Origin of the sequence: Ferribacterium limneticum, from assembly GCF_020510565.1 — a bacterium.
Taxonomy (GTDB): domain Bacteria; phylum Pseudomonadota; class Gammaproteobacteria; order Burkholderiales; family Rhodocyclaceae; genus Azonexus; species Azonexus limneticus_B.
Map to the genome: position 1 here is coordinate 300,166 of NZ_CP075189.1, position 12,516 is coordinate 312,681.

A 12,516-nucleotide genomic window follows, 5' to 3' on the forward strand; every position below is an offset into this window, starting at 1 on the left:
CCGCCGAAACCGTGGTCTGTCCCCTATTATTGGTGCAATGTTAGATGTTTTTGACACGATATTTTGACCAACCCCAAGATGCAAAAAAATAGACCATATAGCTAATGGCTGTATATAAAACCGAGAAAATCGCCCCAGTAATTGGAGCCATAGCTAGTCCCGTGTCGTTAACTAAATTTGCCATCGCTTTTTCCTGGGCTGGATTTATTTCAAGCCCTGAAAATACGCCATCTCCATTTAGGTCGAAGGTGTACAACTCTTTTTCCAGCCGGGCATCGATGAGATGCACTTGAAGCATCAGCGAGGCATAAACGAATGCGATGCTTGCGATGGCGAAAATGACCTTGTGTTTCCCTAGAAAGAGCTTGGCGTTTGCGACAAGAATTACCCAAGGCACAAGAAGGGTAATAAAAAACAATGCTTGCTCGAGAATCATGCTTCGCATCTAACGTTGTAGGTAAGGGGCGCTGCGCGGCGCTTTATCGCGCAGCGTCCAACGACCGGAGGGAGCGGCCTTGACCGGGATGTTAGACCTGCTATTCATCTTCATCTTCGTCTTCGTCATACTCGCAATCGCAGCAAAATGCCTGACCTCCACAAGTTGGGCACCTTTCAACATCACACCCTACTACGTGGTACTGGCCTTTTATGACTGCGCAATCATGGCATGGGCGTTCATTTGCACCCCAATCTTCTTCCTCATCGCCATAGCGGATGCGTTGGTGCTCAGAACCACCGATTGAATAGGTGTGCTGCAACTGGGCCTCTTCGATTCGTTCCGGCCAGCCCTCGATTACCTGGGTGCCGTTGTATTCGACAAATTTCTTTTCCATTGTGTTGGCTCGTAAATGTAAAGGTCTAACGTTTTAGGTAAGGGGCGCTGCGCGGCGCTTTATCGCGCAGCGTCCAGTGACCGGAGGGAGCGGCCTTGACCGTGATGTTAGAGGGCATATGCCTTTGCTACCCAATTGATAAGCAATGGTAAAAAGATGGCGACAACTGAAAACTGCCAAGCAGCACGGTAGATTTGCATAGCACAGTAGTGGGGAGCACTAGTCTCTGGGGTGCGCAGCAGTCTCGGGTTGAAAAATGCGCTGACCTCGAACCATCGCGTATTCGGTAATTGCGAATAGAAAGATGGAGCATGTAATTTGAGAAAACCCATCAGGCGGCCGAATTCAAAATTGAATGCGAAGCCACCCAGCACGAAGCTAAACAAGGCAAACGAACCCAAGGTGTTCTCAATGCCGAAATACATCAGTGCTGTGGCAAAACAGCAAAAAGCTGCTAGCCACGCGAGCCAGTAAATTCTTGTGAATGACTTGGGCGTCTGCAAAGATTTGCCCTCTAACGTAGAGGTGACCGGCGCTGCGCGGCTTTATCGCGCAGCGTCCAGCGACCGAAGGGAGCGAGGTTGAGCGCCATGTTAGGGCTCTTGGTTCTGAAACAGCTCGTTGAACCCCACGCAATCTGTTGAGGAGCAGCCATAGAGGTTGGTTTCGGAAGCTCTGCATAAGCCACCAAGATTGTCTGGCAGGAAATGACACTCAGTGAATGAGCACTCGACAAAACGGCAACCAGAAAACGCAGTGCTGCGAAACGTACAGCGTTCGAATTTGCAGCCGACAAACAATGCCAAATTGAAGATGCCCCAATACCACTCGAAACCTTTGAAAGTACAGGAAAGAAAGACTCCATCTGAGTCTCCGCCCTCCAGTTTAGCTGTCTCGAAATGACAGTACCGAAAGATCTCCTCGTTCTCGGCAAGAGCCTTCTTGACTTCCTTTGAGGTAGCGAACGTTACGCTTTCCTGCGGCATGTGAGCCCTAACGTTGTAGGTAAGGGGCGCTGCGCAGCGCATTATCGCGCAGCGTCCAGCGACCGGAGGGAGCGGCTTTGACCGCAGTGTTAGGAGACAACAATCGATTCCCAACCATCGTATTCACCCCCGTTTTTGGCAGCCAAGTTAAACAATGGCAGCGTGACATCGTCTATGGAGTTGAGAGCGGGAATGTCTGATCGCCAAAGTTGTGCGCTGTGATTGTCGCGGGTGTCGTCTGGCGCCGAGATTGCTCGAACCTTGAAGCCAAGTTGAAGCGCCTCTTCCACATACGCAGTCAACGATTTTGCATCTGCGAAATAAGCCCAATGGTCGATCTCCCGGGGTTCGGAGAGTTTGTCCCCATTTCGTTTTAATGCCTCACAGACACGTCGATTTTCGATGGTTTGACGATCTGCATCCGAGGGGTACAAGTAGGAGAAGTAACTCGACCAGTCGGGTTCTTCCCGTGTGTCAGCTTCGTACTTGTAGCAATCGAAGGAAAGCATGCAAGCCGCGACACGAGATGACCAAGCTTGAGGGTGCGAGACATAGAAGAAAAAATCTCGGCAGGAATCCGTTGTGCAGCGCCCGACGTACTGGGTCTCGACGTTGACCAGAGACGCAGTTAACGCATCTTCCACCGAAACGAGCGCATCGAACTCCGCCCGGCTGGACAAACCGTCGTCGCGAGGTTCTCTCATGTGCAATCGCACATATGCCATATGTGGCAGTTTCGGATTTGGTGCAAAGTCATGTGCCCCGAGGTCGACGTAGATTGAAGCGGGCTTGTCATCGACTTGCAGGAAATAGAAATCCCAGTCGTCAGTCATCTTTTGTTTCCTAACGTTGTAGGTAAGGGGCACGCGGCTTGCCGCGTGTCCCAGCGACCGAAGGGAGCGCCTTGACCGCAATGTTAGGTGTGATGGTGGGAGCCGGCGTCATGAAACTGCTTTTAGATCAGACTCAAGGATGTAGAGACTGTTGGGAACTGGGTTGTGACAATGCAGCCCTTTTCCGGAAACCGACTCATCAAATAGAACTAGGACACGACCATTTTTATTTTTTGCTTCGGCAATATGCCCAGTGCTACCAATAAGTAACCAATAGTTTTCGCCACGCGGACACTCTTCTGGCGAAGCAGCGGTGCCATTGAATGTTGTCAGGATGACTTTTGCGTTGAGGGTGAGCGCAGGGTTAGGTTGCATCGACCTCTTCCTCTGGGGGAATACGTTCAATTACCCATTCGGAATTGATATCAGCGCGCGTTGCTTGCCACCCTGGTTCAAGAATTGCAAGGCCGGCCATAGAAGGATCAACCTCGAGAATGTGCCCTAAGCCGACAATGCACAAATCATCGAGTTCTTCGCTCTCATTGTCCAAAAATTGCCATCCATGATCATCTTCGTCGTGGGAGACGTTAAGTATTGGCTTCCGTTTCTCAATAATACTGTTCGAGACAACGGTCGCGCAGTTCGGAGGTTGGTCAAACGGCCACATATGAACCTAACGTTGAAGGTAAGGGGCGCTGCGCGACGGTTTATCGCGCAGCGTCCAGCGACCGAAGGGAGCGGCCTTGACCGCAGTGTTAGAAAGGTTTGCCGGGAAAGCGGCGCTGCAAGCGAACGGCACGCAGCCGCGACCGGCGCTGACAACCGGAAACCGCCAAGCAGCCGGGAAGCAGCCCAGCCTCGAAGGTTTCGTTTTTGGCTGAAATTTCCGGTTGACCGTAGCAAACGAGACAGCGGCTGAGCCGGGCCCGTAAAACCCGGAAGCAGCCTGCCGGAGGCACCCCACGCCGAGCCGGACTGGTGAAACCAGCACACTGCGGAGAGAAGGCGAGAGAAGCTTGAACACCATAATGGACAGAACCTTCTAACTAGTAGTAGACGACAAAACTGTCGCCTAATCCGGAAATCTGTCCAATAAGCTGGCGGACAGGACGGCAGGTTTCGCTTGCACGGTGGCTGATTTCGACATTTAGCTGGATATCCATGCAGTATTTTGTCGCCATGAAACCGGACGCTTCCATTTCTCCTCCCGAAATGCCCATGGGGACAATTTGCAGATCGTCCGGTCGGGGTGTTGCTTTGCCGAAACGATCATTTACAGGGCGACAGCATACGGAGCGCATGAATTAATGTCGAGTGGGTATGGCGTATTTCCGGGGAACCAGAAGGCAAGCGGAGGCGTGTTTCACGCGATCTGCCGCGACGCCTCCCGTCGGTCAGCTACCTTCGCCGCCGCCTCGCTGCGCACCGGCCCAAATCCGCGCACCTCGGCCGGCCAGTTGGCGAGTGCGATGAGTTCCGGGCTTGGGCTGTGCCCGGCGATGAAATCAAGGTCGCTTTCGTAGTCGGCGAGTAGCTGGCGGTCGAGCCTGTTTTCTTCGCTGTTTTTCCACGGATCGAGCCAACTGCCGCGCCAGCGGCGGGCCTTAGCCATTGCCTTGAATACCGGCAGCACCCAGGCGCCGAAGCGGATTTTCTTCGGGCGGCCGTCCGGGCCGGGGCGGGTGAGTCCGGGCGGAGCGAGGTGGAAGCTCAGGCGCAGGTCGCCGTCGAAGCGCTCGTTCATGCTCTTCAGGAAATCGGTCTGGGCGTACAGGCGGGCGACTTCCCAGGCGTCTTTGGGGGCGAGCAGGCGGGCGTATTGGGTGGCGACGGCGCGGGTCAGGTCGTCGTTGCCGAGGCGGCGGATGGCTTCGACGCGGTCGGTGTAGCGGGCGGCGAGGGTGGCGTCTTGGTAGGCGGTGAGGTGGTCGACGCGGCTGGCGATGAGTTCGTCCAGCGTTTGTTCCGGCAAGGGCTGGCCGGTGAGCGGGCCGGCGATTTTGGCGACTTTTTCCGGGTCGACCGCAGCACGCCGGCCCCATTCGAAAGCCTGGCGGTTGGCGTCGACGGCGGCGCCGTTGAGTTCGATGGCGCGGTCGAGGGCGGCGGCGGAAACGGGGACGAGACCGAGTTGCCAGGCGTAGCCGAGGAGCAGCATGTTGCCGTAGAGGGCGTCGCCCATCAGGCGGTTGGCAAGATGCTGGGCGTCGATGAACTGGACGTGATCGGTGCCGAGGGTGTCGGCCAGTTGCGTCTTGAGCCCGGCCAGCGGGAAGTGCCAGTCGCGGTTGCGCGTGAAGTCGGCGGTTGGCGTGTCGGTGCAGCTGACGACGGCGCGCGTGCGGCCTTCGAGCATTTTCGACAGGGCTTCGGTGCTGGCGCTGACGACGAGGTCACCGCCGAGTACGGCGTGCGCTTCGCCGGTGGCAATGCGGGCGGCGTGGATGTCTTCCGGTCGGTCGGCGATGCGCAGGTGGGAGAAGACGGCGCCGTACTTTTGCGCCAGGCCGGTCATGTCGAGGGTCGAAATGCCCTTGCCGTCGAGGTGGGCAGCCATGCCGATGAGGGCGCCGAGGGTGATGACGCCCATGCCGCCGACGCCGGTGATGAGGAGGTTGTAGGGCTGGGCTGTGGACGGCAGTTTGGGCGATTTCAAAATTGGCCAATTTTCCGGGTTGACCGTAGGACTCGCTCCTTTTTTCGGTTTGCCGCCTTCGATGGTGACGAAGCTCGGGCAGAAGCCTTTGACGCAGGAGAAATCCTGGTTGCACGACGACTGGTCGATCTGGCGCTTGGTGCCGAAGGTCGTTTCGACCGGCACGATGGACAGGCAGTTCGATTGCACGGAGCAGTCGCCGCAACCTTCGCAGACGGCTTCGTTGATGACGACGCGCTGGGCGATGGCCGGCAGCTTGCCGCGTTTGCGCCGGCGGCGGGCTTCGGTGGCGCAGACCTGGTCGTAAATCAGCACGGTGACGCCGGGTTCTTCGCGCAGTTCGCGCTGGACGGCGTCGAGTTCGTCGCGGTGGCGGATCGGGACGTTGGGGGCGAGGTCGGTGATTTCGGCGTACTTGGCCGGATCGTTGGTGACGATGACCATCTTGCCGACGCCCTCGGCTTCGAGTTGGCGCGTGATGCGGGCGACGCTCAGGATGCCGTCGACGGGCTGGCCGCCGGTCATCGCCACGGCGTCGTTGTAGAGAATCTTGTAGGTGATCGGCACCTTGGCGGCGATGGATTGCCGGATGGCCAGGATGCCGGAGTGGAAATAGGTGCCGTCGCCGAGGTTGGCGAAGATGTGCTTTTCGGTCGTGAAGGGCGCCTGGCCGACCCAGGGCACGCCTTCGCCGCCCATGTGGGTGAAGGTTGACGTGCTGCGGTCCATCCACGTCACCATGTAGTGGCAACCGATGCCGGCGACGGCGCGCGAGCCTTCCGGGACGCGGGTCGAGCTGTTGTGCGGGCAGCCCGAGCAGAAATGCGGCTTGCGCTCGGCGAGCACGATGGGCGTCAGCGCCGCCTTTTGTTTGCTTTCAATCAGCGCGAGGCGGGCGGCGATGGTCGGCGAGGTGAAGAAACGGCCGATGCGTTCGGCGATGACGCGGGCGATGGTGGCGACCGGCAGTTCGCCGGTGGCCGGCAGCAGCCAGTGGCCTTCGGACTGCATTGGCGTCCATTCGCCGATCTCGTCGAACTTGCCGATAACGCGCGGGCGGACATCGTCCTTCCAGTTGTACAGCTCTTCCTTGAGCTGGTATTCGAGCAGTTGGCGTTTTTCCTCGACGACCAGGATTTCCTCCAGCCCTTCGGCAAAATGGCGGACGCCTTCCGGTTCGAGCGGCCAGACCATGCCGACCTTGAACAGGCGGATGCCGATTTCGCCGGCCAGAGCGTCGTCGATGCCGAGTTCGTCGAGGGCCTGGCGGACGTCGAGGTAGCTCTTGCCGGCAGTCAGAATGCCGAGGCGCGGGGCGGGCGAGTCGATGATCAGCTTGTTCAGCCCGTTGGCCCGGCAGTAGGCCAGCGCGGCGTAGAGCTTGTGGTTGAGCAGGCGGGCTTCCTGGACCAGCGGCGGGTCGGGCCAGCGGATGTTGAGACCGTCCGGCGGCAATTTGAAATTGGGCGGAAAAATCGGGTTGACCGTAGCAGGGTCGATGCTGACTGAAGCCGAGGTCTCGACCGTGTCGGCCAGCGCCTTGAAGGCTACCCAGCAGCCCGAATAGCGGCTCATCGCCCAGCCGTGCAGGCCGAAATCGAGGTATTCCTGGACATTGGCCGGGTAGAGCACCGGCATCATGACTGCCTTGAAAAAGTGCTCGGTCTGGTGCGGCAGGGTCGATGACTTGGCGGCGTGGTCGTCGCCGGCAATGACCAGCACGCCGCCGAATTTCGAACTGCCGGCGGCGTTGGCGTGGCGGAAGACGTCGCCGCAGCGATCAACGCCCGGCCCCTTGCCGTACCACAGGCCGAACACGCCGTCGTAGAGCGCGCCGGGAAAGAGATTGACCTGCTGGCTGCCCCACACGGCGGTCGCCGCCATGTCTTCGTTGAGGCCCGGCTGGAAGGTGATGTGGTGCTCGGCGAGGTGTTCCTTGGCCTTCCACAGGCCGAGATCGAGGTTGCCGAGCGGGCTGCCGCGGTAGCCGGAAATGAAGCCGGCGGTATTGAGCCCGGCGGCCAGATCACGCTCGCGTTGCAGCATGGGCAGGCGAATCAACGCCTGGGTGCCGGTCAGGAAGACGCGGCCGGTGTGGCGGGTGTATTTGTCGTCAATCGACGCGGACAGGTCGGTCGGCAAGGGTGGTTGAGCCAGGTTGCTCATCTTTGTCTCCGGTTATGACGCCTTGTGGGCGCTGTTGAGCATCGCCCGGCCGGGGGTGGTGGCAAGGCATGCTTTGGAGATTGGATTGTCATCGCCGGTCAATGTTCCGGCTATGCGGGATTACCCGGGCAAACCGAGGCGTAGCGTGAAGCTGAAAGTGCTGCCGACGCCTTGCTGGCTCTGCACGGTCAGGTGGCCGCCCATCAGGTCGACGAGCTGGCTCGAGATGGTCAGACCGAGGCCGGTGCCGCCGAAATTGCGGGTGGTCGAACTGTCGGCCTGGGCGAAGGCATGGAAAATCGCGTCAAGACGGTCGGCCGGGATGCCGATGCCGGTGTCGGCTATGTCGACGGCCAGCAGCATGTTGTTCGTGCCGGTTTCGACGACCCGCGCGGAGACCGCAATGCTGCCGGCGAGCGTGAATTTGACGGCATTGCCGATCAGGTTGAGCAAGACCTGGCGGATGCGCAGCGGATCGCCGATCAGGGTTTCCGGCAACTCCGCCGGCAGGCTGCATTCGCTGCTCAGTCCCTTGTCCTTGATCTGAGGCGCCATGAGGCGGAGGACATCGTTGACTAGGGGCGCGAATTCAAACGGCGTATGTTCGATATGCAGCTTGCCTGCCTCGATCTTCGAGACATCGAGAATATCGTTGAGGATGGCCAGCAGGCTGTTGGCCGACGCCTGGGCAATCGTCAGGTATTCCCGGGTCTCGTCGTCGAGCGTGTTCATCCGGGCCAGTTCGATCATGCCGATGACGCCGTTCATCGGCGTCCGCAGTTCGTGGCTCATGTTGGCGAGAAATTCGCTCTTTGCCTGGTTCGCCGCTTCCGCCGACTCCTTCGCCGCCGCCAGGTTTTCGATCATTTTCGAACGCTGCTCCTCGCTCGCCGCCAGGGCCAGTTCAGCCTTGTTGCGGGCGCCAAGAAACTCGTTGAAGGCGGCGGCGACGGTACTGATTTCACTGCTGCCGATTTCGGCCACCGGTTCGGCGGCCTGTCCTGGCCGCATGGTGCTGGCCCGTTGGCGCATGGCAGCAGCCAGCTGGCCCAAGGGCCTCGAGATGCGCGCTGAAAAGAGCCAGAGCAGCGGGGTGGCGAGCAACATGAGCAGGATGGTAATCGTCGCCATGCGTCGTTCGATGTTGCTGATGGGCAGGAAAGCCTCGCTGCTCGGAATGACCGAGGCGATGATCCAGTCTGTCGTGGCCAGTCGCTTGAAGGTGAACAGGCCTTCCAGCCCGAGGCTGTTGGTGCCTTCGAGGGTTCCCTCAAAGCCGGCGAGGGCGCGGTCAAGGGAAGGGTTGGAGCCGGGTGGCGCGACTTTCTGCATGATGCGCTCTTTGTCCGGATGGGCAATGACCAGCCGGTCCCTGCTGACCAGATACAAATAGCCGCTCTCGCCTATCTTGCGCGAGCCCAGCGTGCCGATCAGATTGGGTTTGTAGAGGTTGAGCACGCCACCGAAGATGGCGACAAGCTCACCCCGGGCATTGAGAACCGGGGCGGCCATGACGACGATGGGCTGCTGCGTGGCCTTGCCGAGGATGGGCTGGGAAATGGTCGGCTTGAGCGTTTTCCGGACGTTCTGGATGTAGTCCCGGCTGCTCATGTCAAGATCGCGTCGCCCCGGCTTGATCGGCCAGTCGACGAGGAGCAGGCCCTTGGCATCGAAAATGTAGAGGTCGTCGAACAGCGTCAACAGCGTGGGGCGCTCGCGCAGATGGCGCTCGAGGGCGGCGAGGTCGGTCAGGCTGTCCTGCGGCACGGTGCTGGATACCGTGGCCAGGGCGCGCAGGCGCTCCTGCAGCTTGTCGTCGATATTGCCGGCCAGTTCGCCGAGGAAGGCAAACTGCTCGGCTTCGATGCGTTTGCCGAGATCTTCGCGCAGAACCGAGTATTGCCCGAAAAACTGGACGACGAGGAGGAGCAGCGCCGTGCCGATGGCGCCAACAGTGAGCTTGAGTTTGAGACTGTAGGGCGACATGGTCAAAGTGCCGGTGGCAGAGTTTTTCCGCGATTCAGCATATTAAACGGATCAGACGACTGCCGGATCGCATCCGCGACAGCAAAAGGGGTATCGCGGCCATGTTTTTGCGCGTCGAGTGCCGCGGGACCAATTTTGCTGGAAGTTTTGCCCAAGCGCAGACCCGGAGTGTTGCCGGTATCGATGGAGCGCTCACGGAAGAAAGCGGGTGGCCTGATCGAGATCCGTGTGAGTATGGCCTTCGTAAAGCGCCGTGACGAACTTGCGCCAGACCAGATCGGGCTCGCCGATACGGAAGCCGCAGTAATGCTGGTCATCGACATCGGTTTCCTGAACGACCTGGACGGTTAGTCGGGAGATTTCATTGAGACCAAGCTGGACGGTGGCGTTGAGCCATATGTCGGCCGGAATCTGCTCGATGATGCGGGCCCGGAAACCGTAGCGCGACACTTCATTGACTTCGATGTTGATCGGTTTCTCGAAAAGTGGCGTCGCGTTGTTGAGGCGGGCCGGGCACTTGACGGAAAAGCGGCGGTGCTGGCGAATCTGCTGGGCGGCGCCTTTTTCCGGGAGTCCCGGCAGGACGCTGCGATATTCCGGCAGGTCGTAGATGAGGTGGAGCAGGGCTTTCTTGCGGTCGCTCAGCTCGGCGAAGACATTGGTTTTCTTGTTGAAGAAGTAGTCGATCAGTTCAGGTGTCAGTACCGGGTCGTTGGTCGTGAAGAAGCGCCGGTGCGGGATCTGGATGTTGGCCAGCTTGGTTTCGCAGAAGTAGTGATACAGGTTTCGGTTGTTGGCCTTGCCGGCGTAGGCCTTGCGCATCGTTTCCGGCGCGTGCTTGAGGTCGAGCGAGGCGCCGACAGCCGGTGCGCCATTGACGAAGTCGTAGTTCTCGACCACGTTGGCGGTCAGCCGCTTGAAGAAAAGCAGCGACTCGTACATTTCGATATGGCGCGGATTGACCGCGATGACGAGGTGCCGGGTGTCGAAGAAGGTCGTGCAGTATTCGTACATGAACTTCATGAGCGGGAAGAGGATGGTTCCTCCCGTCCGCCGGAAGCGCGGATGCACGGCAAGGGCCGACACCTCGGCGATATTGCCTTCCTTTTCGCGGACGCCGGTCAGGTCGAAAATCCGCTGCAGCGGGAAGCCGATGGCGCTTTCGCGGATCAGCGACAGGGTGCCGACGACCTGATCGTCGAATTTGGCACACAGCGTCGTCGTCGTCGGCAAGGCGTGATAGACCGTGACGCGCATGCCGGAGGGGTCCGGGGTCATGAAGCCGCTGCTGACATAGGCGTCGTGCAGCAATTTGAAACAGGCTTCGAGCTCTTCCTTGGTCTCGGCGATTTTCAGGACCAGGCGCTTGTTCGGCTCGGGATCGCAATCCACGAAGGAGCGATAGACGTTATGGCGGCTCTTCTGCGGCAGCATCGCAAAAAGCTTGCGTGCAGTCTGGCTGAAGTAAAACCGCAAACGGGCTAAGGCCGGCATCAAGCACACTCAAAGGAAAAACTACGTTTTTATCATAGCACCTTATGATTGACATGAATCAGGTGCCTCCGGACAATCGGAGGATACCGTTTTATCCCCCCCAGAGATCAGGAGAAACACCGATGCAAGCCAAGCTTTCCGTAGTTGCCCTCTCCGTTGCTGCTGCTTTTGCCCTGTCCGCCTGCGGCCAGAAGGAAGAACCCAAAATGGTTGCTCCCGCCGCGCCGGCCGCGAAGCCGGAAGTGGTCGTCAAGCTCGGCCATGTCGCACCGATGACCGGCCCGCAGGCTCACCTCGGCAAGGACAACGAAAATGGCGCCGTGCTGGCCATCGAAGAGCTGAACGCCAAAGGTATGGAAATCGGTGGTGCCAAGGTCAAGTTCGAGCTGATCAACGAAGATGACGCAGCCGACCCGAAACAGGGCGCCATCGTTGCCCAGAAGCTGGTCGATGCCAAGGTCAATGGCGTCATCGGTCACCTCAATTCGGGCACGACCATCCCGGCCTCCAAGCTTTACGCCGATGCTGGCATCCCGCAGATCTCCGGTTCGGCGACCAATCCGAAATACACGCAGCAGGGCTTTGCCACGGCTTTCCGCGTCATGGCCAACGACGTCCAGCAGGGCAAGAGCCTTGGTGAGTTCGCCGTCAAGCAGGGCGTCAAGACCGTGGCCATCGTCGATGACCGCACCGCCTACGGCCAGGGCCTGGCCGACGAGTTCAAGAAGGCGGCCGAAGCTTCCGGCATCAAGGTGGTGGCCAACGAATACACGACCGACAAGGCGACCGATTTCAAGGCCATCCTGACCAAGATCAAGTCGACCAAGGCCGAACTGGTCTTCTTCGGCGGCATGGATGCGCAGGGCGGCCCGATGGCCAAACAGATGAAGGAACTCGGCATCAAGGCCAAGTTCCTCGGCGGCGACGGTGTCTGTACGCCGGAGTTCATGAAGCTCGGCGGCCCGGCCACTGAAGGCCAGTTCTGTTCGCTGCCCGGCATGCCGCTGGAAAAGCTGGCCAAGGGTCCGGAATTCCGCGAGAAGTTCAGCAAGAAGTTCGGGGCTGAAATCCAGCTTTACGCACCGTATGTTTACGACGCGGTGATGGTCATGGCTGATTCGATGAAGCGGGCCGATTCGGTCGAGCCGGCCAAGTTCCTGCCGGCCATTGGCCAGACCAAGTACGACGGCGTGACGGCGATGGTCGAGTTCGATGCGCTGGGCGACCTCAAGGGCGGAGCCATTTCTATCTACAAGTACACGGGCGGCAAGCTCGAATACGTCGAGACGCTGGGTGGCAGCACGATGGAAACGGCCAAGGCTGAAGTCAAGGAAGCCGTTGCCGAAGTGAAGGATGCGGCCAAGGCCGTGGCCGGCGCTGCGACGGCGGTCGGCAAGGAAGCGGTCAGCGACGTCAAGGATGCGGCCAAGGCAGCGACCGAGGCTGGCAAGGATGCCGTCAAGGCGGGCGCCGAGGCGGTCAAGAACGCGGCCGATGCGACCAAGGCGGCGGTCGAGAAGAAGTAATCGTGTAATCCGCTGCATGGAAACGGCACCGTAAGG

At 59.3% G+C, this 12,516-nt stretch carries 12 protein-coding genes; 1 reads left to right on the forward strand and 11 read right to left on the reverse strand.

Annotation, left to right across the window (positions count from 1 at the left end; genetic code table 11):
• Positions 1 to 40: 40 nt before the first annotated feature.
• The 11 genes from KI610_RS01430 to KI610_RS01480 form a co-directional block, all read right to left on the reverse strand.
• Positions 41 to 436 carry a hypothetical protein gene (locus tag KI610_RS01430; protein ID WP_226496950.1) on the reverse strand — a complete coding sequence of 132 codons (396 nt, stop codon included), beginning with the start codon at positions 434 to 436 and terminating at the stop codon, positions 41 to 43.
• A 100-nt stretch (positions 437 to 536) separates the two neighbouring features.
• On the reverse strand, positions 537 to 833 hold the full coding sequence (locus KI610_RS01435) for a hypothetical protein (RefSeq protein ID WP_226496951.1): 297 nt from the start codon (positions 831 to 833) through the stop codon (positions 537 to 539).
• A gap of 107 nt (positions 834 to 940) precedes the next feature.
• The gene (locus KI610_RS01440) at positions 941 to 1,258 is read right to left on the reverse strand and encodes a hypothetical protein (protein WP_226496952.1); all 318 of its coding nucleotides are present in this window, start codon (positions 1,256 to 1,258) and stop codon (positions 941 to 943) included.
• Between the two features lie 168 nt (positions 1,259 to 1,426).
• Positions 1,427 to 1,861, reverse strand: a complete 435-nt coding sequence (locus tag KI610_RS20110) for a pentapeptide repeat-containing protein (protein WP_404827453.1) — start codon at positions 1,859 to 1,861, stop codon at positions 1,427 to 1,429.
• Positions 1,862 to 1,908: 47 nt separating this feature from the next.
• Entirely contained in the window at positions 1,909 to 2,652 is a 744-nt protein-coding gene (locus tag KI610_RS01450) for a DUF695 domain-containing protein (protein ID WP_226496954.1), read from the reverse strand.
• Positions 2,653 to 2,760: 108 nt separating this feature from the next.
• Positions 2,761 to 3,027: a hypothetical protein gene (locus KI610_RS01455; RefSeq protein ID WP_226446889.1), complete on the reverse strand. Its 267-nt coding sequence runs from the start codon at positions 3,025 to 3,027 to the stop codon at positions 2,761 to 2,763.
• Positions 3,017 to 3,319 carry a hypothetical protein gene (locus KI610_RS01460; RefSeq protein WP_226446887.1) on the reverse strand — a complete coding sequence of 101 codons (303 nt, stop codon included), beginning with the start codon at positions 3,317 to 3,319 and terminating at the stop codon, positions 3,017 to 3,019. Before KI610_RS01460 ends, KI610_RS01455 begins: the two co-directional genes overlap by 11 nt.
• Before the next feature lie 379 nt (positions 3,320 to 3,698).
• Positions 3,699 to 3,953 (reverse strand): hypothetical protein, encoded by a 255-nt coding sequence (locus tag KI610_RS01465; RefSeq protein ID WP_226496955.1) that lies wholly within the window; start codon positions 3,951 to 3,953, stop codon positions 3,699 to 3,701.
• A 62-nt stretch (positions 3,954 to 4,015) separates the two neighbouring features.
• Positions 4,016 to 7,474, reverse strand: coding sequence for an indolepyruvate ferredoxin oxidoreductase family protein (locus tag KI610_RS01470; protein WP_226496956.1), 3,459 nt, complete (start codon positions 7,472 to 7,474; stop codon positions 4,016 to 4,018).
• Between the two features lie 120 nt (positions 7,475 to 7,594).
• Positions 7,595 to 9,460 carry a HAMP domain-containing sensor histidine kinase gene (locus KI610_RS01475; RefSeq protein WP_226496957.1) on the reverse strand — a complete coding sequence of 622 codons (1,866 nt, stop codon included), beginning with the start codon at positions 9,458 to 9,460 and terminating at the stop codon, positions 7,595 to 7,597.
• Positions 9,461 to 9,652: 192 nt separating this feature from the next.
• Entirely contained in the window at positions 9,653 to 10,954 is a 1,302-nt protein-coding gene (locus KI610_RS01480; protein ID WP_226496958.1) for a GNAT family N-acetyltransferase, read from the reverse strand.
• A gap of 122 nt (positions 10,955 to 11,076) precedes the next feature.
• On the opposite strand from KI610_RS01480, the gene KI610_RS01485 reads away from it, so the two are divergent.
• Positions 11,077 to 12,480, forward strand: a complete 1,404-nt coding sequence (locus tag KI610_RS01485; protein WP_226496959.1) for a branched-chain amino acid ABC transporter substrate-binding protein — start codon at positions 11,077 to 11,079, stop codon at positions 12,478 to 12,480.
• The last annotated feature ends 36 nt before the right edge of the window (positions 12,481 to 12,516 follow it).